The 22,976-nt window shown below is 44.5% G+C and carries 18 protein-coding genes; 12 read left to right on the top strand and 6 right to left on the bottom strand.

The window, feature by feature from the left end; all coding sequences use genetic code 11:
• Positions 1-42: 42 nt before the first annotated feature.
• Entirely contained in the window at positions 43-594 is a 552-nt protein-coding gene (locus AB204_RS06005; protein ID WP_053067840.1) for a hypothetical protein, read from the bottom strand.
• Positions 595-1,112: 518 nt separating this feature from the next.
• On the opposite strand from AB204_RS06005, the gene AB204_RS06000 reads away from it, so the two are divergent.
• Positions 1,113-2,189: a saccharopine dehydrogenase family protein gene (locus tag AB204_RS06000; protein ID WP_047962474.1), complete on the top strand. Its 1,077-nt coding sequence runs from the start codon at positions 1,113-1,115 to the stop codon at positions 2,187-2,189.
• 216 nt (positions 2,190-2,405) lie between these two features.
• Here the strand turns inward: AB204_RS06000 and AB204_RS05995 are convergent, their stop codons facing one another.
• Both AB204_RS05995 and fdhD read right to left on the bottom strand, forming a co-directional pair.
• Positions 2,406-2,984 carry a TetR/AcrR family transcriptional regulator gene (locus AB204_RS05995; protein WP_047962473.1) on the bottom strand — a complete coding sequence of 193 codons (579 nt, stop codon included), beginning with the start codon at positions 2,982-2,984 and terminating at the stop codon, positions 2,406-2,408.
• Between the two features lie 74 nt (positions 2,985-3,058).
• Positions 3,059-3,886 carry a formate dehydrogenase accessory sulfurtransferase FdhD gene (gene fdhD / locus AB204_RS05990; RefSeq protein WP_411354704.1) on the bottom strand — a complete coding sequence of 276 codons (828 nt, stop codon included), beginning with the start codon at positions 3,884-3,886 and terminating at the stop codon, positions 3,059-3,061.
• Positions 3,887-4,173: 287 nt separating this feature from the next.
• Between fdhD and fdnG the strand changes: the two genes are divergently transcribed.
• From fdnG to AB204_RS05960, 5 genes are all read left to right on the top strand, one after another.
• On the top strand, positions 4,174-7,221 hold the full coding sequence (fdnG, locus tag AB204_RS05980; RefSeq protein WP_084728539.1) for a formate dehydrogenase-N subunit alpha: 3,048 nt from the start codon (positions 4,174-4,176) through the stop codon (positions 7,219-7,221).
• A 12-nt stretch (positions 7,222-7,233) separates the two neighbouring features.
• Positions 7,234-8,151, top strand: a complete 918-nt coding sequence (fdxH, locus tag AB204_RS05975; RefSeq protein ID WP_047962469.1) for a formate dehydrogenase subunit beta — start codon at positions 7,234-7,236, stop codon at positions 8,149-8,151.
• Positions 8,148-8,789 (top strand): formate dehydrogenase cytochrome b556 subunit, encoded by a 642-nt coding sequence (gene fdoI / locus AB204_RS05970; RefSeq protein ID WP_047962468.1) that lies wholly within the window; start codon positions 8,148-8,150, stop codon positions 8,787-8,789. The genes fdxH and fdoI overlap by 4 nt, the downstream gene beginning before the upstream one ends.
• A 165-nt stretch (positions 8,790-8,954) precedes the next feature.
• Entirely contained in the window at positions 8,955-9,212 is a 258-nt protein-coding gene (locus AB204_RS05965) for a type II toxin-antitoxin system RelB/DinJ family antitoxin (protein WP_047962467.1), read from the top strand.
• Positions 9,213-9,215: 3 nt separating this feature from the next.
• The gene (locus tag AB204_RS05960; RefSeq protein WP_047962466.1) at positions 9,216-9,485 is read left to right on the top strand and encodes a type II toxin-antitoxin system RelE/ParE family toxin; all 270 of its coding nucleotides are present in this window, start codon (positions 9,216-9,218) and stop codon (positions 9,483-9,485) included.
• 25 nt (positions 9,486-9,510) lie between these two features.
• On the opposite strand, the gene AB204_RS05955 is transcribed toward AB204_RS05960, so the two are convergent.
• Positions 9,511-11,586, bottom strand: coding sequence for a plasmid pRiA4b ORF-3 family protein (locus tag AB204_RS05955; protein ID WP_235428034.1), 2,076 nt, complete (start codon positions 11,584-11,586; stop codon positions 9,511-9,513).
• Between the two features lie 218 nt (positions 11,587-11,804).
• Between AB204_RS05955 and fdhE the strand changes: the two genes are divergently transcribed.
• The 4 genes from fdhE to AB204_RS05935 all read left to right on the top strand — a co-directional run bounded on the left by fdhE (position 11,805) and on the right by AB204_RS05935 (position 17,973).
• Positions 11,805-12,737, top strand: a complete 933-nt coding sequence (fdhE, locus tag AB204_RS05950; protein ID WP_047962464.1) for a formate dehydrogenase accessory protein FdhE — start codon at positions 11,805-11,807, stop codon at positions 12,735-12,737.
• Positions 12,738-12,806: 69 nt separating this feature from the next.
• Positions 12,807-14,198 (top strand): L-seryl-tRNA(Sec) selenium transferase, encoded by a 1,392-nt coding sequence (gene selA / locus AB204_RS05945; protein ID WP_047962476.1) that lies wholly within the window; start codon positions 12,807-12,809, stop codon positions 14,196-14,198.
• A 42-nt stretch (positions 14,199-14,240) separates the two neighbouring features.
• A complete protein-coding gene (gene selB / locus AB204_RS05940) occupies positions 14,241-16,154 on the top strand; it encodes a selenocysteine-specific translation elongation factor (RefSeq protein ID WP_047962463.1) in 1,914 nt (637 codons plus the stop codon).
• A 169-nt stretch (positions 16,155-16,323) separates the two neighbouring features.
• Complete coding sequence (locus AB204_RS05935; RefSeq protein WP_047962462.1) at positions 16,324-17,973, top strand: LTA synthase family protein; 1,650 nt, start codon at positions 16,324-16,326, stop codon at positions 17,971-17,973.
• A 96-nt stretch (positions 17,974-18,069) separates the two neighbouring features.
• On the opposite strand, the gene AB204_RS05930 is transcribed toward AB204_RS05935, so the two are convergent.
• Both AB204_RS05930 and AB204_RS05925 read right to left on the bottom strand, forming a co-directional pair.
• Positions 18,070-18,828: a hypothetical protein gene (locus tag AB204_RS05930; protein WP_047962461.1), complete on the bottom strand. Its 759-nt coding sequence runs from the start codon at positions 18,826-18,828 to the stop codon at positions 18,070-18,072.
• A 389-nt stretch (positions 18,829-19,217) separates the two neighbouring features.
• Positions 19,218-19,985: a GntR family transcriptional regulator gene (locus AB204_RS05925; protein ID WP_047962460.1), complete on the bottom strand. Its 768-nt coding sequence runs from the start codon at positions 19,983-19,985 to the stop codon at positions 19,218-19,220.
• Between the two features lie 611 nt (positions 19,986-20,596).
• Between AB204_RS05925 and AB204_RS05920 the strand changes: the two genes are divergently transcribed.
• Positions 20,597-21,997 (top strand): purine-cytosine permease family protein, encoded by a 1,401-nt coding sequence (locus AB204_RS05920; RefSeq protein ID WP_047962459.1) that lies wholly within the window; start codon positions 20,597-20,599, stop codon positions 21,995-21,997.
• Positions 21,994-22,917, top strand: a complete 924-nt coding sequence (locus AB204_RS05915; RefSeq protein ID WP_047962458.1) for a PfkB family carbohydrate kinase — start codon at positions 21,994-21,996, stop codon at positions 22,915-22,917. Before AB204_RS05920 ends, AB204_RS05915 begins: the two co-directional genes overlap by 4 nt.
• Positions 22,918-22,976 lie beyond the last annotated feature (59 nt).

The following is a 22,976-nucleotide window of genomic DNA, read 5'->3' as shown; positions in this document are numbered from 1 at the left end:
GTATATAATAAGTTATTTCTCCATTATTAACATCTATATTTGTTATAATAATATGCCTTTACCTGTTTTTTCAGAAATTGGCATTATAATATTATAGGTTCTTTGTCTTAAAAAACCTGTGGACTCTTTACATATTTTATTTATACTGGGGAAATTTTCGAGAAATAATTTTATTAGAGAATTATAATCTCCATTTTTATAGGACAGAGAATTTTTTACTATATTGCAATCTACATTATACTCTTTAGCCAATTCAAATAATCGGCTTTCGGCCATCTCTGAAAATGAAGAGTAAATACCGAAAGGATCTGGGACTTTATTTACAGGCAGCCCTAAGTATTGTTTTAGTTTTTCTGGATTGGGAACATTGGATGGAATTTTTCTGAAGGAGTCTAAATCATCTGAAATTAAATAGAAATTTACCTCTCTACCCAGTCTGTTTAGTTCATTTTTGACCAGGTTAGTGCGAGTGATTTCACAAAGTGTTCCTATGTGGGGTATCCCTGTTGGTCCAAATCCAGCACTTATGTTAATTTGTTTACCATAGGGTATGGAGTTGTTTATTTTCGATGCTTCCTCAATGTACCATTTCATGGATAACTGGCTCCTATGGAGGGTTATATTTTTCCATAATCGTATTACAACCAATAAATAAAATTTAAATTGGTGATTTTTTATATTTTAAATTGTTTCTGAATTGAATTTGCATGTTAGTTTACTTTTGAATGCATCAAAGGGAGATATTTAAATGAAAATAGCCTCATTATTTTCTATAGTCAATGTGGAGTGTGTGTTTTTTATACTTTTGTTTTTATTATTGGTGATTCATTTTTTAATATTAGTCGAATTCACCTAAAATAATAATATATTTTTAACTAGTTGTTTTCTGTGGTGTTAACTATACCCAATGGATTTCAAGTTGCACTGCGGCGGCAAGGGAACGAATCCCCGGAAGCATAGATAACTTTATGTTTATAACTACGGTGACTGGGATGAGTGAGTGCAGCCAACAAAGAGGCAACTTGAAACCTGCTGAGTATAATGATTTTGCTTGAAATTTATCTAATGATCCTCAAAAATAGGTCATGTGACCTATTTTTGAGGATTGGTAAATGAAGAACATATCAGTATTGCTGGTTGGTGGTTATGGTGTGGTTGGTCAACAAGTTGCACAAATTCTCAATCAATATTGCCCTGATTTAGAATTGATTATTGCTGGCAGGAGCATAAGTAAGGCAAAAGAACTATCTCAAACTTTGCAGAATTCACAGGCTTTGGCGTTTGATATTGAAAAACCAGCTTTACCGGAAGATCTAAAGGTAGATATCGTCTTAGCACTTGTTAATGATCCACAAGACAAATTATTAGATTTTGCACATCAGAATCATATTGCGTATGTGGACATAACTCGTTGGACTGAACGTTTGCAAATCGCATTAACTAAAGCGGTAATCATGCAGAATAAAAAATCAGGTTCCATGATTTTTGCATCATCATGGATGGCGAGTATTGTCGCGACGCTCATTAATGATATCAGTAAATCATTTTCGAGTATTGATAGTATCGATATGAGTGTTTTATATGCTTTGAATGATAAAGCCGGCCCAAATTCAGTTGATTATATGGATAGGTTAACCGTACCATTTACTGTAAAACAAAATGGGCAATACCAAAAAATCCTTCCTTTTTCTGACGAAAAAACGGTTTTATTTAGTGATAATAGCCAGCATAAAGTTTTTCGGATAGATATGCCTGAGCAATTTATTTTACCTTTAATTATGAATGTGAAAACGGTCGCGACCAGAATTGGCTTTGATGAACCTAAAAGTAATCAACTTCTCGCATTTTTAGTCAGAAAAGGTATTTGGAAATTGTGCTCGACACGCCTTCGTAGAAAGGTTTTATATAATCCGGGTAAAGGTCACCAGCATCAAATTCGTACTGATATACGAGGTACGGATGAAAAAGGAAATAGTAAGTATCTATATCTACAAATCAATGCACCCAAAGGGCAAACGCACTTAACCTCACTGGGAGCAGCAGCATTAGTGATGCAGTTAGCTGAACATATACAGAATAATATGCCAGATGTTTTAAAAACCGGTGAAATGTTCTTGGATGCTGAGAAACTGAAAGTGTTACTAAAATCGGAAGGCGTTAATTTTAGCATAAATAGTGAAGTGCCGTAGATTCAATAGGTTACAAAATGACAGAAAAAGTATAAGTTTTTCCTCATAGGTATCAAATTTCTGCATAGCGGAAATTTGATACCATTTATCTTGCTATCTCTGTGATGTTATTTTCAGTTGAAACTGGAAAGGAGATGGAGAAAGTCATCCCTATTTTTCAGTGGGTTAAATCTGCGAATATAAACTAATCTGGGTATGCTATCTGGGAAGGTGAGATTATTCTGATTCTATAATGGCAATGATAGTAGAGCGTAAACGCTTACTTATATCAAAATCAAAAGTCGATTTGTTTTGGCTGGAATATAAGATGGATAAGCCTTCAAATAAAGAGACTAACATTAGCGCTTTTTCTTTCTTGATATTCTCCGGCGTATTTGAACAGTAATTATCTAGCAGAGTAATTATCTGCTCAATGTAGTGTTGATAAAACCGGGTTAAAGTTTTATGTAAACTTTTTGAACGACGACTTGCCAGCAACGCTTCTAACGCCAATGTGCATAAAGAGATGTCTTGTAAATTAGTCAAAATGATATCAATTAGAACATCAAATTTGTTGAGTTCAGGAGCCGCAAGCTGCAACCTTGTTGTTGTATCCAGAATAATTTGGTTAAACAATGCTTCCAATAAAGATTCCAAATTAGGGAAGTAGTACTGTAAATTTCCCAGCGTTATTCCATAATGGTTAGCAAGTGCTCTCATACTAAAAGAACGGCTTCCTTCTTGAACAAGAAGACTGATAGCGCTATGCAAAATAGCATCTTGTTTTTCTTTAAACTTATCTTTTGGGGTTTTCATACTGCAATAAGTTCTCAAATTGCATGGTGGTAATAAGGGGAAAATCGATAGGAACGGATGTTTCCCTGCCTTGATTAATCGATTATTCGCTGCGGATGAGTATACACCGTTGCTCGTCCCGGTTTGCAAAATCCGATCAACGTCAGGTTGCATTTTTGCGCGACTTCAATGGCGAGTGAGGTTGCGGCAGAAACGGCAAACAAAATTTCCACACCACAATTGGCAGATTTTTGCACCATTTCATAACTGGCGCGGCTGGAAACCAACACCACACCTTGCTGCCAGCCCATTTTTGCCCGCATTCCCAGTAGCTTATCCAGTGCAACATGGCGACCAACATCTTCACAACCGCCAAGCAATTTCCCTTCAGCATTAAACCAGCCTGCTGCATGAGTACAGCCAGTGAGAGCACCGATTTCCTGAACATGGGGTAATTGAGCAAGTGCAGAATCAAGATAAGAGAGTGAAAAGGTTTGGGTGAAAGGCAGGGGAGGAATGGGACGAAAGATTTCTGTCAGTTGTTCGGTGCCGCAGATACCACAGCCTGTTCTGCCAGCCATACTGCGCCGACGCTCCTTTAACCCCGCAAAACGGCGGCTGGAAAGTTCAATATGCAGTTCAATGCCGCCGTGACAACTGATGACAGAATCGATACCACGAACTTCCTGCGGGGAAGTAATGATCCCTTCTGATAATGAAAAACCGATGGCGAAGTGGTCAAGATCCTTCGGGCTGGCCATCATTACGACATGAGATATACCGTTATAGACCAATGCAACCGGGACTTCCTCAGCGACCCAATCTAATTTGGCGCTATTCAGATGATTGCTCTGTTGCACATTTTGTTGTTGCACATTTTGTTGTTGCACATTAATGCGAAAAGCGCCGCAAGTTCCTTCCATGGCTAACTCATTTTCTGACCTTGCATCATTCATTAGTGGATTCCCCGCTAGATTGATTCATAATACTGTTTGTGTGGATATATCAGGTGAGAAGCCCGATCACACAATGGACAACGTTTAACAGACAAATGTTTATAACAGACAGTATCCAAAATCAAAAAAAACATGCATCAAGTTATTATCGAGTGATGTTTTGTTACCCAATAACATATTGATAAAAAGCGAACGTCTTCGCGGGAACCCCGTGATGATGTGTGTTAATGAGCAATGTGAGTGAGGAGATCCCCATGCAAGTCAGCAGAAGGCAGTTCTTTAAGATCTGCGCTGGCGGTATGGCGGGTACGACGGCAGCCGCGCTGGGGTTTGCCCCGACCGCCGCGATTGCACAAACACGTAACTACAAATTGCTGCGTGCGCGTGAAACCCGAAATACCTGCACATACTGTTCTGTCGGCTGTGGATTATTGATGTACAGCCTTGGTGATGGCGCCAAAAATGCCAAATCCACTATTTTTCATATCGAAGGGGACCCGGATCATCCTGTAAACCGTGGTGCCTTGTGTCCTAAAGGGGCTGGATTGGTTGATTTTGTTCACAGCAAAAATCGCCTGCATTATCCGGAATATCGCGCCCCCGGCTCCAATCAATGGCAACGCATAAGCTGGAATGAAGCCTTCGATCGTATTGCGAGATTGATGAAACAAGATCGCGATGCCAATTTCATCAAAACCAACCAAGATGGTGTCACGGTTAACCGTTGGCTGACAACGGGCATGTTGTGTGCTTCCGCAGCCAGTAACGAAACGGGTTTTTTATCGCAAAAATTTAGTCGCGCTCTCGGCATGCTTGCCGTAGACAACCAGGCGCGTGTCTGACACGGACCAACGGTAGCAAGTCTTGCTCCAACATTTGGTCGCGGTGCGATGACCAACCACTGGGTGGATATTAAGAACGCGAACCTGATCGTCGTAATGGGCGGGAATGCCGCTGAGGCACATCCTGTGGGTTTCCGTTGGGCAATGGAAGCCAAAATTCACAACAATGCGAAACTGATTGTTATCGATCCACGTTTTACCCGTACGGCCTCCGTGGCGGATTTTTACACGCCTATCCGTTCCGGAACGGATATTGCCTTCCTGTCAGGTGTGATTTTATACCTGATGACCAATGAAAAGATTAACCGTGAATATGTCGAGGCTTACACCAATGCCAGCCTGATTGTGCGGGAAGATTTCTCGTTCGATGATGGTTTGTTCAGCGGCTATGATGCGGAAAATCGCAAGTATGACAAAACGACCTGGAATTACGAGCTGGATGAGAATGGTTTTGCCAAGCGTGACAAAACCCTGTCCCATCCTCGTTGTGTCTGGAATTTGCTGAAATCTCACGTCAGCCGCTATACACCGGATGTCGTGACTGATATTTGTGGTACGCCGAAGGCAGATTTTCTTAAGGTATGTGAATATCTGGCAGAAACCAGCGCGAAAGACAAAACCACCTCTTTCCTGTACGCATTGGGCTGGACGCAGCACTCCGTTGGTGCACAGAACATTCGTACTATGGCAATGATCCAATTGTTGCTCGGCAATATGGGAATGGCGGGCGGCGGCATTAATGCGCTGCGTGGTCACTCCAATATTCAGGGCCTGACGGATTTGGGGCTGCTGTCGCAGAGCCTGCCGGGTTATCTCTCCCTGCCATCGGAGAAACAAACTGATCTGCAAACTTATTTGCAGGCCAGTACACCAAAATCCACCGTGCCGGGACAGGTCAATTATTGGGGAAATTATCCGAAGTTTTTTGTCAGCCTGATGAAGAGTTTCTATGGTGATAACGCCCGTAAAGAGAATGACTGGGGCTTCGATCTGCTGCCGAAGTGGGATAAACCTTACGATGTCCTGCAATATTTCGAAATGATGTCGAAAGGGGAAGTGAACGGTTATATCTGTCAGGGATTCAACCCCATCGCGTCATTCCCGAACAAGAACAAAGTGGTCGCCGCGTTGTCGAAACTGAAGTTTTTGGTCACGGTCGATCCGCTCAGTACCGAAACAGCGTCATTCTGGCAAAATCATGGTGAGTTCAACGATGTTGATCCTTCTGCCATTCAGACCGAAGTATTCCGTCTGCCATGCTGCTGTTTTGCCGAAGAGAATGGCTCAATAGTCAATTCAGCCCGCTGGCTGCAATGGCACTGGAAAGGGGCGGATGCACCGGGTGAAGCCATTGGGGATGGTGAAATTCTGTCAGGTATCTTCAAACGCCTGCGTGATTTGTACCGTGAAGAAGGCGGTGCAGCCCCAGAGCAAGTCTTGAGTATGACATGGGATTATCTCGACCCTGACAATCCAACCCCGGAAGAAATAGCGCAGGAAAATAACGGCCGTGCTCTGGTTGATTTGCTGGATGACAACGGCAATGTGCTGGTGAAAAAAGGTCAGCAATTGTCATCGTTCGCGCAATTGCGTGATGACGGCACCACCGCCAGTGGCTGCTGGATTTTCGCCGGAAGCTGGACGCCGGAAGGCAACCAGATGGCCCGCCGCGACAATGCAGATCCATCCGGCATCGGTAATACGCTGGGATGGGCATGGGCGTGGCCTCTGAACCGCCGCATCCTGTATAACCGTGCATCCGCTGATCCACAGGGCAAGCCGTGGGACCCGAAACGTCAATTGATTGCCTGGAATGGTGATAAATGGGCGGGTGTGGATATCCCGGACTACAGCAACGCGGCTCCCGGTACGGATGTCGGGCCGTTTATCATGCAACCAGAAGGCATGGGTCGCCTGTTTGCCATCGACAAAATGGCTGAAGGCCCCTTCCCTGAACATTATGAGCCATTCGAAACGCCGCTGGGAACTAACCCGCTGCATCCGAATGTGGTTTCCAATCCGGCTGCCCGCGTATTCAAAAGTGATTTTGAAGCGATGGGTAAGGCCGATAAATTCCCTTACGTGGGAACCACTTACCGGCTGACTGAACATTTCCATTTCTGGACAAAACATGCGTTATTAAACGCGATTGCCCAGCCAGAGCAGTTTGTGGAAATTGGTGAACGGTTGGCGGCAGAGAAAGGCATCAAACAGGGCGATACCGTTAAAGTCAGCTCCAAACGTGGTTATATCAAAGCCAAGGCGGTGGTGACGAAGCGTATTCGTACTTTGAATGTTCACGGTCGTGAAGTGGATACCATAGGTATTCCGATTCACTGGGGCTTTGAAGGCGCAGCGAAGAAAGGTTTCCTTGCAAATACCCTGACGCCGTTTGTCGGTGATGCCAATACGCAGACACCGGAATTCAAGGCATTTCTGGTTAATGTGGAAAAGGTGTAGGGGAGAAAAATTATGTCATTGCAATCTCAGGACATTATTCGTCGCTCTGCCACCAGTTCATTGACTCCCGCGCCTCGTGTGCGGGATCACCAGCAAGAGGTGGCAAAACTGATCGACGTGACGACGTGTATCGGCTGTAAAGCATGTCAGGTAGCGTGTTCAGAATGGAACGATATTCGTGATGAAATTGGGCACAACGTCGGTGTTTATGATAATCCCGCCGATCTGACGGCGAAGTCATGGACAGTGATGCGATTTTCCGAAGTGGAGGAGAATGGCAGACTGGAATGGTTGATCCGCAAAGATGGCTGTATGCACTGTGCCGATCCGGGGTGTCTGAAAGCCTGTCCGGCAGAAGGGGCGATTATTCAGTATGCCAATGGTATTGTTGATTTTCAGTCAGAGCACTGCATTGGCTGCGGCTACTGCATTGCGGGCTGTCCCTTCAATGTGCCGCGCATTAACAAAGAGGATAATCGTGCCTACAAATGTACCCTGTGTGTTGACCGTGTTGGCGTGGGGCAGGAACCTGCCTGTGTGAAGACCTGCCCGACCGGCGCGATTCATTTCGGCAGTAAGCAGGATATGAAAGAGCTGGCAGCGGAGAGGGTTGAAGAGCTTAAGGGACGCGGTTATGAAAATGCCGGGCTGTACGATCCCGAAGGCGTGGGGGGAACACATGTGATGTATGTTCTGCACCATGCCAACAAACCTCAGCTTTATCACGGCCTGCCGGATAACCCGACCATCAGTCCGACAGTCACATTCTGGAAAGGTGTCTGGAAGCCATTGGCGGCAATCGGTTTTGCCGCGACCTTTGCTGCTTCCATTTTCCATTACGTCGGCATTGGCCCGAACCGTGTCTCTAAAGAAGAGGAAGAGAGTGCGCTCAAGGATGTTGACTCCAGCGATGAGGAGGTGAAGAAATGAAAAAGCGTAACGATATCATTATCCGTCATTCTCCGATTGAGCGAGTCAATCATTGGGCGGTGGTGATCTGCTTTTTGTTTACGGCTATCAGTGGGCTGGGATTTTTCTTTCCTTCCCTGAACTGGATGATGAATATCTTTGGTACACCGCAGCTATCACGGATACTGCATCCGTTTGCGGGTTCGATCATGTTCTTCCTGTTTATCTTTATGTTTTTCAGATACTTCAAACATAACCTGATCGACAGGGATGACATTGAATGGGCGAAGAATGTTCATAACGTGCTGCGTAATGAAGAAGCGGGGGATACCGGGCAGTATAACCTCGGTCAGAAAGGCATTTACTGGTCGGTAAGTGTCTGTCTGCTCTTATTGTTGGTCAGCGGCATTATTATCTGGCGTCCTTATTTTGCCGAGTATTTCTCGATTCCATTGATCAGAATTGCCTTGCTGGTGCATTCCCTGTCAGCGATTGGCCTGATCCTGACCATTATTGTCCACGCTTATGCGGCGTTTTGGGTGAAAGGATCAGTACGGGCGATGGTGGAAGGCTGGGTCACACGTGGCTGGGCGAAAAAACATCATCCCCGCTGGTATCGAGAAATTGTCAAACAAGAGCAACAGAAGGAAAAAGAGTAAATTTGAGGCAGGGTATTTTTGTGTACCCTGCTTTTTTCTTACTTATTGAAAAATTAGTATTGAACATAGCTTTCCGTAGTGTAGAGAAATTAAACTGATAAACCTTGTTGTGTGGCTACAAAATGGCTACAATGATCGTTATTTGAACAAATAATGGAGATTTGTATGGTTGATACTGTTGTAAGAGCCAGAGTATCCTCAGCCTCTAAAGAAGCGGCTATGGCGAATGCCAAGGCATTGGGACTGGATTTATCTACGGTGATTCGTATGCTTGTTAATCGGTTGGCAGTTGAAGGTCAATTACCTGACGGATTTCTTCAGCCAAATAGCGAAACATTACAGGCTATTCGTGATCTGGAAAATGGTAAAGATGTTCACCGTGTAAACACCATTGATGAGTTAAAACGCGATTTGGGTTGGTAAATAATGTTGATGATCGTTTACCAAAGTCGGTTCAAAAAGGATGCTAAAAAGTATGCCAACAATAAGAAAGCGCAAGAGATTATTCTAGAAACTCTTGCGCTTTTACAGACTGGTCAGCTATTACCACCAAAATATAAAGAGCACCGACTGATTGGTAACTATATTGGTTACCTAGAATGCCACGGCGCTCCAGATTTACTCTTGATTTACCAACGTACTGACACAGAATTGATATTGTATCGTGTTGGAAGCCATGCTGATTTATTCAAATAATCAATGCGCTATAAGCAAGGCGCAATCATTCACTGAATAATTTTTTGAGTATCTGATTAGCCTGCTCCTTATCAAACGGTTCAAGCTCTTCACCTGGAGATAACCCCGCCCAATCCAATTGTTCAGCTTCGTCTTCAGTCAGAACTTTCTTTTTCCTCAATTTGAGTAAATGGTTCCAACTAAAAATGCCGCCAGAATCTTCAGCCGGGCACATACCCTTACCTGCCGTGACTACAGGCAGGGTAATATCTTTTTGCAGCACTTTCTCGACTATCGCCAAATGGAACCAATCATCGCCAAAGTCATATTGGTAGCTGAGATAATCGCCGGTATCATTCAGAAATACACCAATGCGCACTTGGTCATAATGCTCTTCCGGGATTTCTGTTCCCATAATATCAAAGCGGAACAGGTGGGCATTCTCCCATCCCATGGCATTTTGTATCACATCATGAAATTCATTCAGTGTGAGTTGATTGCTGACTTTAATCCGACGCCATACCGCAGGGCTTGCATCAAGTAAGCTGATTTTGATGACAAGCCCTTGTAGTGGCATCTCGGCATCAATAAGGTCCATCGCTGCGGTAAAGTATTCAAAACTGAACTCTGATAAGGTATCAAATAGTGCAAATTTTTTGCGACTCAAAGTGGGATCGCTGAGTGTATGGGCCAGGTCTAAATAATCATTCGTCAGACGTTGCGCCTGTGGCGGCAGTTTATACCGTTCGACTGCGGCCGAGTAAGTCAGGCGTTCAGTAAACAACTCCCGGTTTGCATAGTAATAGCGCTTCAATAAATCTTTGGGTGTTGTCGCTGCCAATATATATTCTTCTGGTGCCAGCCAACTCATAATTAATGGGGAATACCCCGTCATAAGGCTGAGACGATTTCGTTCCTGGCGTTGCCGATTGGCTTGATAGCCCAGTTTTTGGCTCCAGTATTCAAAATCAAACGCTTCTGGTTGTGTCCACTCGAAAGGGAGTCGCGACAACCAATAAAGTGAGTAGAGATCGAGTGGAGTGTTTTTGTTCGACTGTACTGAAAGGACCCACGGTAAGACCTGTTGCAGCCAGTCTGGAGAAACTGATGTAAAGTCTACATGAGGGTCTAATTGTGCGATCAGCTCAGTGAGGGATTGTTCAGGATCAAGATTCAGTAAGGTCTCCCGAATACCCGATTTGAAATCCAGCATCATGTTTAACTGATATACCTGATTATCCAGTGTCACTTTTATCATCATACTGGCGCAATCATTCCCATCAACATGGGAGGCGTGTATTTCATGTATTTCTGCTGTCTTACGGGCCTTACTGTGTGCCAGTGCGCGTTTTTTCCAGCGTTTAAAACAGTGTTTAATCGAGGAATGGCGATTGAATCGTGTACACAGGTTTAAAAGCTGCAAGTAGGATAAATTTGCCCATGCCGAGGAAGGGCAATTATCCAACGCTTGCGCACTGGCAAGGGCAACGGGCTCTTCAAAGTACTGAGTCAGTAAAAGCAGCGCATCTATGCCCCATGAATAGTGGGCCACTTCCGACAGTAAATGGGGTAAGGTTTCAGCAGGGGCTACAGAAAAGCCGGTTTCGAAAAACTCGATGAATTCAATGCCAGATTGGATCTCAAATTGATCAAACAGTTGGCTTAATCTGGGCTGTTTCTGGGGAAAAGTCGCGATATTGGTGCTATCTGCATATTCTGGAGCGCCCAGCAAATGAGTGATGTCAGTATTGATGTGAAACTGATGTTTCTTCAATATTGATAAACAAAGCAGCACACATTCACTGTTGATCTCGTAGTTTTCTTTGGTATACGCCAGAACGTATTCAATAGCCTCTTCAAATTGTTGTCTGGCTTCTACTGGTAACTTGTTCGTCGTTAACGCAAGTTCCGCGATGGCAACCTCAACCCAACTGCTAATGCTGTCCCCCATCTCGGTCATCGTCTCTTTAGGCAGGGTTAATACCAGAGTTATCAGCAGGAATACGTTTTCTGGGTTGGTAAACCAATCTATCTGCTTTTGGGTTAAATTTCTCTGTTTCTCAGGTAATTGGGCATATTTTTTTATTGCCGTCAGTAATTTTTCAGATGTTAGTTTCATCATTAATCTCTTCAATTATCGATAGGCCAATCTAGAAGAGTGTTAATGATTATGCAGATAAATCCACCCTTCTCCCCTTTTATAACACTGACAGTTTAACCTGAATTATTACGGTGATGTCAGTAAACTTGCATGGTAATGCCCGTTGTTTGGTAAGGTAATGTTTGGCAAGGTAAGATGGTTGGATACTTACGTATAAACAGAATAGGAAGGTGAAGGTAATGAGTATTCGCATTGTTCCTAAAGAGCAGTTAGGCAAAGAGCGCGTAAATGAAAGAGGTGCGGGTTTTATTCCACCCTTGCTGTTTGCCAATCTGAAAAACCTGTATCAACGTCGTGCCGAACGTCTGAAAACGCTGGCGACAGAAAACAATCCATTTTCAAACTACCTGAATTTTGTTGCTGAAATCGTACAGGCACAGCAAAAAGCCCTGTATGACAATCCGCTGAATGTGGAGTTGGATGAAATTATCGGTTATTCCCAACAAAAGAATGGCATCCCGTTAGATTGTAAAACCCTGCCCCGTACTCAGCACTGGCAAAATATCCTGCATTCCCTGATAGCAGAATTGTTGCCCACCGTGCCAGAACATGTAAAACCTGCCATCGAAAATCTGGCGAAAAACTCAGAACAAGAGCTGGAAGAGATGGCAAGTGCGCTGCTGAATAGAGAATTCAGCAAAGTCAGTGCCGATCAGGCAGTGTTTGTCTGGGCGGCATTGTCTGTTTATTGGGCACAAATGGCCAGCCTGATCCCCGGCAAGGCGCGGGCGGAATATGGTGAACACCGACAGTTTTGTCCGGTTTGCGGCAGTATGCCCGTTGTCAGTATGGTGCAAATCGGCTCCAGCCAAGGCTTGCGCTACCTGCATTGTCATTTGTGTGAAAGCGAGTGGCATGTTGTGCGAATCAAATGCAGCAACTGTGAGCAGACTCGTGACCTGAATTATTGGTCATTGGATAGTGAGCAGGCGGCAGTCAAGGCGGAAAGTTGTGGTGATTGCGGCAGCTATCTGAAAATTCTTTATCAGGAAAAAGATCCCAATGTGGAAGCAGTGGCGGATGATCTGGCATCACTGATTTTGGATGCCAAAATGGAAGAGGAAGGTTTTGCCCGTAGCAGTTTGAACCCTTTTCTATTTCCCAATGAATAAGTGTTCCCAATGAATAAGTGTTCCCAATGAATAAATGTTCCCAATGAATAAATGGTAATGGATGAAACGATGACACAAGCAATAAACTCACTGTACCGTCAATTACCCTCTATTGATCGCGTGCTGCGGGAGCCGGAAATCATCTCGTTGACAGCGCGCCATGGGCAGACGCGAGTGGTAGATATATTGCGGGAAATGCAGGAACAGGCGCGGTTCAATATCCGGGAACATCAGACCTTGCCGGAATGGAGTGATAATTGGGCCGCACCATTACGCCAAAGATTGGAACAGGATCAAATGTCAGCGTTGAAGCCCGTACTTAACTTGAGTGGCACGGTGCTTCACACCAATTTGGGGCGGGCATTGCTGGCAGAGTCGGCGATTGATGCGGTAACACAGGTGATGCGTTCGCCGGTTACGTTGGAATATTCCCTTGATGGCGCTGCTCGTGGGCATCGTGATCGCGCGCTGGCGGATTTACTGTGTACCCTGACGGGAGCAGAAGATGCCTGTATCGTCAACAATAACGCCGCTGCGGTCTTGCTGGTATTGGCAACGGTGGCGCAGGGAAAAGAGGTTGTCGTTTCCCGTGGTGAGCTGGTGGAAATTGGCGGTGCATTTCGTGTTCCCGATGTTATGGTGCAAGCGGGTTGTCGTTTGGTCGAAGTGGGAACGACTAACCGAACGCATTTGAAAGATTACCAGCAGGCAATCAACCCTGAAACGGGTTTATTGATGAAAGTGCATACCAGCAATTACAGCATTGAAGGTTTTACTGCCGAAGTATCGGGTGAAGAACTGGCGAAGCTGGGTATTGCATCCCAAATTCCGACTGCCATCGATCTCGGTAGTGGTTCCATGACAGACATGGCGCAATATGGCTTGCCGGTGGAACCGATGCCACAGGATTATCTGAGCCATGGTATCGATCTTGTCACTTTCTCCGGTGATAAATTATTGGGTGGCCCGCAAGCCGGAATAATTGTTGGTAAGAAACCGTGGATTGATGCCATTCAACGCCATCCGCTGAAACGTGCATTACGGGCAGATAAAATGACATTGGCTGCATTGGAAGCCACATTGCGTCTTTATCAACATCCTGAACAACTTCGCCAAACGTTACCGACACTGCGTTTACTGACGCGTCCGCAAGATGAAATCCATGACATGGCGCAACAGTTACTGCCCAACATTCAGGCATATTACAGCGACAAATTCATTGTTCGCGATGAACCTTGCTATTCCCAGATTGGCAGCGGTTCCTTGCCTGTGGATCGCTTGCCCAGTTGGGCGCTGACTTTTACTGCGATTGATGGGCGTGGCAGTACATTGGAGAAATTGGCTCATCAATGGCGCAATTTGAACAAGCCCGTGATTGGGCGCCTGTATGATGGGCGGTTATGGCTGGATTTACGCTGCCTTGAAGATGGAAGTGCGTTATTTCAGGCATTATTTTCATAAAAATCCCTTAGCATCGTTGTTATAGATATAGGCTTAATGACTATGATTTTTGCCACAGCGGGACATGTTGATCACGGTAAAACGACTCTGATTCGTGCAATCACAGGAGTTGATACGACCCATTTACCGGAAGAGAAAAAACGGGGCATGACTATCGATCTTGGTTATGCTTATTGGCCGCAGCCGGATGGCTCTTCGGTCGGTTTTGTCGATGTACCGGGACATGAAAAATTCCTGTCTAACATGCTGGCGGGAATGGGTGGCATTGATCATGTTGTGTTGGTTGTCGCCTGTGATGACGGAGTGATGGCGCAAACTCAGGAGCATCTGGCGATCCTGCGTTTAATCGGGCGGCCTGATATCATGGTTGTACTGACCAAAGCCGATAGTGTCGAACAGGCAAGGATCGAGGAAGTCCGGCAGCAGGTGATACAGTTATTGGCATCACAAGGCTGGCAATCAGTGCCTTTGTTTGTGACGGCGGCAACAACGTGTGATGGCATTGCCCCACTGAGAGAACACTTACTGTCTGTCCATCAAAATCGCCATTCTTTCCTTCTTCAAAACCCGCAGCAGGAAAAATTGAATCAACGTTTTCGGTTGGCAATCGATCGTGTCTTTACTGTTAAAGGCGCGGGATTGGTGGTCACAGGAACCGCACTGGCTGGAAGTGTTCATGTCGGTGATACGTTGTGGCTGACGGGTTGTGATCAAACTGTGAGGGTTCGTGGTTTGCATGCCCAGAATCAACCTGCTCAGGTTGCGCAGGCAGGCCAGCGTATTGCATTGAATATTGTCGGTGATATCAGCAAAGAGCACATTTCCCGTGGTGATTGGCTATTAGCGCAAAAGCCGTTTTCTCAAAAAATATGGGCATCACAAAAATCATTATCCCCGTCTGAAAAAGTGCTGGTGGAGATTGAAACGGATGTACCACTGCAAAATTGGCAATCTCTCCATATCCATCATGCCGCCAGCCATATCACCGGTAGAATTTCATTGCTGAACTCGCTGGCTGATACGCCGATATTGGCTGAATTGGTGTTGGATCGCCCTTTGTGGTTAGTTGAAAATGATCGCCTGATATTGCGTGATATCAGTGCCAAAAAAACGTTGGCAGGTGCAAGGGTCATTAACTTGAATTCTCCGCGCAGGGGAAAACGTCAGCCGGCATTCCTGAATTGGCTGTCACAATTGGCACGAGCTGCCAGTCATGCAGAGCATCTCATGCTGCATTTACCGAATGGCGCGCTGTCTCTCAGCCATTTTGCCTGGGCACGTCAGTTAACAGGAAGCCAGATCAATAGCCTATTGGCAGAAGCAAAGGTCGTTATTGCGGATGATTGGGCATTATCGCAGCATAATGCGGAGTTAGCGGAGCAAAAATTATTGCAGGTTTTGGCGGAGTATCACGAAAAACACCCCGATCAACTGGGCTTGGGTAAAGCCCGCCTGAAACGGATGGCGCTGCCAACATTGGATGAAACGCTGGTTTATACCTTGATCAATCGCTTACTTGAACAGAAAGCGCTAAAGCAAACGCATGGCGGGCTGCATTTGCCTGAACATGGGTTGGCGTTTACCACAGAACAGGCAAATTTGTGGTCAAAAGCAGAATTGCATTTCAAGGAGGAAGCGTGGTGGATGCGCGATTTGGCAACTGAAATGGGGGAAGATGAAGAAACCATACGCCGCCTTTTGCGTACCGCCGCACAATTGGGGCTTATTATCGCTATCATACCTGACCGTTATTATCATCGTCAGTATATCCAGCAATTTGCTGATTTGATTCGTCAATATGATCAGGCTAACGGAGGCATTACAGCGATAGATTTTCGCAATGAGTTAGGTATCGGCCGTAAATTAGCGATCCAAATTCTGGAATACTTTGACCGCACAGGTTTTACCCGTAGGAAGGCAAACTTGCACGTTTTACGAGATGAGGACATTTTCTAGCTGCTTGTCAAAAAATACTTATTTCACAAAATGGTCGTTGAACTCCTTTGAATCCACGCTGTCTTCATTGAGCGAATTTGCTGCATTTTATTTACGGCATATTTGAAAACCTATGCTATTTTCAGCGAGTAATGTCAAACATGAACTCATGTGTGGAATTCAATAGAGTATGAAGAAGAAGATAATCTCGAAGATTTATCTTGGATTGCTGTTGATTGCTTCCTCGATATTGGTGTTTGAAAAGGGCGGAGATATTTATCCTGCACTGGTGTCAGTCGGCGTGTTTAGCGTCATCTTTGGTCTGGTTTTCTTAGTTTCAGCGCGTTGGTTATTTTCGGCGGTGTTAACGGGAACCTTATTTATTATCCTCAAATTCCTCAATCAGATAAAAGTCCATTACTACAAAGAACAACTGATGTTTTCCGATTTGAATCTCATGCTGGACCCCTCAAATCAGGAAACCCTGCGCCATTATTGGCTGGCCGGTATTGCGGTAGTGGCGATGGTTATTTGTTTGATATTCAATATGATACTGAGTTGGAAAGCGGCTCCTCCTGTACGAGGTATCAAATGGCGCTTCGCCAGTATCGTTTTGATGGCCGCCGGTGTCTGGGGTATCAATTTAACGGTCAAAGCCTACTACGTTCAATGGCAGAATGAATTGCCGAAAGGGCGGGGAACGATGACCAATATGGTGATGTCGGCCATGGATGCAGAATATCAGCCCCCGAAGTTTGGCACATCTGCTGATTATTTCCTGCAACAGGCGAAAAAAGTGACTCTGCCTGAACCACAGTCCGCCGTGAAACCCGATGTGGTTGTTTTATTGCAAGAATCCACCGTTAATCCCCATCTTTACCAATTACCCGCTAATGTTAAGTTGCCGGATTTGTATATGTTCCAGCGCGATGCGGGTGTCAGCGCCCAAAGCCCGCTAAGAGTACAAACGTTTGGTGGCGGAACTTGGTTATCTGAATTCTCTGTTCTAACGGGATTGGATACGGATGATTTTGGCTCACGTAAAAATGCCGTGTTTTACTTTGTTGTCGATCATCTGCAAAACAGCTTGTTCCGTGCGATGAAAGACAATGGTTATTACACCGTTGTGCTGACACCATTTAATAAATCTGCTTACCATGCAGGGCACGCTTACAAGACATTAGGCGTTGACCGGGTGATCCAGCCACAAGAGTTAGGTTATCCAGCCAGCATGGGCGAAAACCTCTGGACGATTCCGACACAGGATATGTTGTCGTACGTGAAAACTATTTTGGCTAAAGAAACCGATAAGCCAATTTTTATTTTCTCTCTGACAATGTTTGAACATGGCCCTTATGATGAGAACCATCATGATGACTATGGTTTGACTGGCAGCGTTGAACGTTCGATAGCAGTAGGCAAATTTAGTCATTACATGGAAAAAATTATCGCCTCCGATTCGGCCATCAAGGATTTCAGTGAATTTGTTGCCAAGCGTGATAAGCCCACTGTTTTTCTCTATTTTGGCGATCATCAACCGAACATCCACTTTGATCATTATCACTCTTCGTTACCTGATCCCGCGCATATTACCCAATTTACCTTACGGGATAATTTAAAACAGGGGGCTTCTATCACGACGGGTAAACTGACTGATATTTCTTTCCTTGGTGGAATGATACTGGAGCGTGCCCGCTTGGCTGCCCCACCATTTTATCAGGCCAATATGACCATGCGTCATTTGTGTGATGGTGCTTTGAATGATTGTCAGGACAACGCGTTGGTAGAGAGCTATAAGCACTATATTTACCAGCAGTTGAATACGGCAGGTAAGGAATAACTGCCGTTTTATTTGCTTTTTCAGTACGTACGTCTTCAGTACTTGCTCCCTCACTATTCCTTCTGCCAGTCTGGATCGCTGACAGAAGGAAGATGTTTATAGATATATGGCGACGATATGGGCGCTGGTCGTAAATCCAGATAGCTTTTGAGGCGGAATGATTTCTGCCCTGCACCCCACTAATTCAGCAAGATGCTTAATATCCTCATAAGAGTGGATTATTTCTCGGGACTCATATAAATGAGTTTCACCATTAATAATCACTTTTACCGTCATTATGGCTTCCCAGGCAGTGTCGCTCCATTCAGGCGGCGTGAGTGGCCAATAGCTTTCCACCTTACCCAGCTCAGTGTCACTGATAACACGTGTTTCTTCATGTTTTTCGATAATGTCAGTGAATGTGCTTGGTTTATGTACCTGAATGAAAAGTATGCCGTTTTTATGGGAATGGCGTTGACACCATTTTAACAACCATTGAATGGATTCTTTTGTAAAGTAACCAACAGAATATCTGAGCAAAGTGAAAATATTAAATTTCAAATCAGGAGGAATAATCGGTTCATCAGAAGGTAAACTCGAAACAAAGTAATTTTCTTCGCGTTGTATACCTTTTGCAACGGAATAGGATTTCATTCCTTCAGAACCATCAAGGGAATAAGCTTTGCATCCCAATTGATTAAACACCAGTGAATGTCTTGCTGGTCCGGCGAGTAATTCTAATGTGGTTATGTCATGAGGATCGCTGGGAAATGAGAGGTCAAGAAGAGAGCGGCATTCTGCCAGAAATTCTCTTTGGGTTGAAAATGCATCATATAACTCAGGATGTTTTGAATATAATTGGCTAATATCTTTCATAAATAATCCCTTGAGTAAAAGGTGATATGGCCCTTATCGTTTCTTACACTGCTTTGTCTGCTGTTTTTATTTATCCCTAATGATTTGAAATCGATTGGTGATAGATGTGCTTTTGATTTTAATATTTTGTTTTTATTGGCTATTTTGTTTCTTCTGGCCGATTTCTATTAAGGATTTTTTATTATAAATACTAAAGTAATATTTTTACGATTTAATAGTATATTGGTCCTTTTTTATTCGGTAAACGTTGTTTTTTAACAATAAAGTAACATTTTTAATGATAAGAATATAAGTTAGGTTAAAAAATGACGCATAGAAGAGAGGTTGAATATCCCCCCAAAAAACAGGGGGCAATAACCTGAATAAACGATAAATTATATTAATGGTTTTTATGGTTTATAGTTGATGTCAATATTCTGAGGAGAATTGAAATCCAACCCATAAATATCACCACGACACAAAATTTCACTGAATTCAATGACATCATTTTGGCTATTCAGGCTGATTTGGTGAATTTGCAGCAGTGGCGAGTTTTCGGCGATATTGAGCAATATGGCAAGCTCTGCATGGCAGGCAATGGCCTTGATTTTATGATGCACGTTGGTGAGGTGAATGTTTTGTTGTTCCCAATGAGCATACAGGGAACCTTCCAATAATTCTGGGTGAGGCAGGTAGGCTTGGGGAATATAGGTATTCTCAAGGGAAACCGGAGTGCCGTTAGCAAGGCGGATGCGACGCAGTTTGGCAATGTACTCGCCCGTGTTAACTGATAATTTTTTCGCTATATCTTCCGGCGCAGGAATAATCTTTCTTGATAACCAATAATTGGATACCGTTCCTCCCTCTTTAATGATTTGGGAAGTAAAACCAACAGCCTGATTGAGAGAAGAATTTTCCGGTTTTGCAACCTGAGTGCCAATCCCTTGCTGGCGTATGATCACCCCTTTTTCTTCCAGAAGCTGCATTGCCTTACTGACAGTGACTCGAGATATATTGAGCCGTTCTGCTAATCGGCGTTCGGGGGGTAAAAACTCACCTACAGCCAATAATTGTTTTTCAATCGCCATTTCGATGGCTTTTTGCAATTGTATATAACGAGGGCTATTGCTTTTCTTTTCAAGTTGTTCGCGTATCCAGTCAACAAAGTGATTCGGCATATTTTTAACCCCAGTTATTTGATGGCATAAGTGTACATTAGCCTGTACAGCAAGGTATAGAGTGTATTGGAATTAGATTGGCATCACATAATGACAAAATTGGACTTTCATTGGCCTTCATGGTCCGATAAAGTATAAGTCTTGCTTATATAAGAAGTTGGGAGTTTTTCTGAAACTACCCGGCCTATTTGCAAGAAATGTATATCCAGTATGTTTCGAGTTACATCCAGTAAAGCTGTAGCCCGAAAGACGATGGGTGTATAGGAACGTTATGTGTTCTTCAATCTCAGGGCCGATGTCATACATAGGCCCTAAGGGGGCGTGGTGGAAGGTGTCCTGCTGCCATGTTGTGTATGAAGAGACAGAGATTTGATTGGCTCTTTTTTTGGTTAATCAAATCGAAACGTTGCGCTCTGGTCATGGCGTCATTTTTTGTGGTACTCCGGTAATGCGTGTGAATATTTGCGCCAACCTAGGGAAAGAGAACCATTGAAGCCATGCCCAGAGCCATTTTTCAGGACGATATCCGGTATCTTCATATTCCCTGCTGAGATAATGGTATAAGTTAGTGAAATCAACTCAGATAGGGTTTTTCAGTGATGGAAAACATAATGAGTACACAGCAAGATAGTCATCGGTTTTGGAAGGTAGAACGCACAGGTATAAATATTGTTCCTCTTTCAGAACGTACAGGTACACCTCTGGATCTGTTTTGGGTCTGGTCAGCCGCCAATATTGGCATTCTCGGCATTGTTTACGGTGCCATCATTGTTTCCTTTAAGCTCTCTTTCCTGCAATCTGTGCTTGCGGCGCTGCTTGGTCTTTCCAGTTTTGCACTGGTTGGTTACCTCAGTTTCAGCGGTAAAGTGGGAAGAACCACAACCCTCACCCTTTCCCGCACTATTTTTGGCATTAAGGGAAATATTGCTCCGACGGTGCTCTTCTGGTTCATCTCCATGGGGTGGGAATCCATCAATATTGTCACCGGCACTTTGACACTTTCCGCTTTATTTCAGGCCTGCGGGCTTCCCGAAAGTATATTTTTGACGGTGGTTAGCATGGTCTTATTTGCTGGCCTGTCAATTGGTGTCACTTTGTTGGGAAAAGAGATGGTCATTGCCTTGCAGCGATGGGTTATCAAGATCTTTGGTGTCATGACACTGGTTGTGGTGTTCTATATTTTGTTTACGACAAGATGGGAAGCGGTATTGGCGATGCCATCGGGCAGTTGGTTAACAGGGTTTCTGCCTGCCGTTTCTGTCGTTGCCGCCGGTAGTGGCATTGCATGGGCTGCAACGAGCGCTGATTATAGTCGTTATCAGCATGAAAACGCCTCCAAAGTAAAAATTTTCACCGCGGTAACCGCAGGCGGAATGATCCCTCTGGTACTGCTATTGTTTGCAGGAATTTTGCTTTCCGTCCAATTACCTGACCTGCCCAAATCCGAGAATCCTATTGCCCACATTGGTTCTATCTTGCCGGATTGGATGTTGATCCCTTACTTAATGACGGCAATCGCAGGCATCGTCATCATGGCCGTGATGAGTCTCTATTCTGCCAGCTTGAATCTGTTGACATTGGGGATAAAAGTTAAGCGGGTTCATGCGGTTGCCATTGATTCCATTATTGTGTTGAGTGTCGCGATTTATACCCTTTTTGTTACCGGTGACTTTATGGGGCCATTTATCGCATTTCTGATATTCTGCGGCGTGTTTTTAGTATCGTGGGAAGCGATATTTCTGCTTGATTATATCGTCATCAGTCGTCATCAGGGGTATTGCACGGACAAATTGTTTAATTACATTGGCCCTAATGGCGGCATTAAATGGATCCCCATATTGTGCTGGCTATTGGGGGCGTTGGCTGGTTTTCTGGTGACGCAAAATGATTTCATCAGTGGCCCGTGGGCAGTGGGGATTTTCGCGAATTCCAGCCTTGGTCTATTCTTGTCATTTTTCGTCAGTTTTATCTGTTATGGTCTGTATTTAATGCTGAATAGGTATAAAAAATGAAGGAACCTTTATTACCGGTTGTTGTAGTGGGATCAGCGACAGGGGATATTGTTCTCAGGTTGCCTGAATTACCCCATGATAGTGAATATTGGGAAGCTGAGGAAATTGATCGGCAAGTCGGTGGCTGTGCATTCAATGTTGCGCGTGCACTGTGTCGCCTTCAATCCCCGGTTATTAATGGCATATTTGTTGGTAATGGCACTTGGGGAGAATGTGTTACCGCAGAAATGGAAAAACTTGGGCTAAAGGTAACATTGCGCCATCCAACAAAAGACAATAGTTGGTGTTTTGCCATGATGAAACCGGATGGTAAGCGCACTTATGTCTCCGTTCCCGGTTGTGACGATAATTGGAATAGAGAAATGTTGGAGACTATCCCGCTGCCGGAACAGGGATATGTCTACGCCAGCGGCTATGAATTGGCAAATCCAACAGCGGATGAATTGCGTGAATGGTTGCTGACTTCACCTACTGAGCTGACTTTGGTATTAGATTTTGGCCCCCGCCTGATTGATATCGACCCTGAATTTATTCAAGCACTGCCCGCAGACAGAACAATTCTCAGTTTGAATAAAGATGAGATTGCTTTGCTGTGTGGTGTTGGAGATTCAATGACACAGGCCAGCCGCTATGCCAAGGAATATGGCTTCACGATTATTGCACGTATAGGTGCAGAGGGAGCATGGATATGCCAGCCAGATCGTGATCCTGAATACGTGTCGGCTTACAAGGTCAAGGTTGAGGATAGGATTGGAGCCGGTGATGCACATTGTGGCGGTATGCTGGCGGGGTTGTCTCAGGGAATGCCATTACGGGATGCGGTCGATCTGGGAAACCGGGTTGCAGCCGTTGTTGTCAGCCGTCCGGGAGCCAATGGTGCGCCTGCTAAGAGCGAACTGGCAGATTTTATCTTCGGCTGAATCCTCTGAAAAATTAAGCAACAAAAAAACCTACTCAATATCATTTGGGTAGGTTTTTT

The organism is Xenorhabdus khoisanae (genome assembly GCF_001037465.1).
In the GTDB taxonomy this organism is placed as follows: domain Bacteria; phylum Pseudomonadota; class Gammaproteobacteria; order Enterobacterales; family Enterobacteriaceae; genus Xenorhabdus; species Xenorhabdus khoisanae.
Note: the sequence above shows the minus strand (reverse complement) of the source record. Positions and strands in the feature narration are given on the sequence as shown.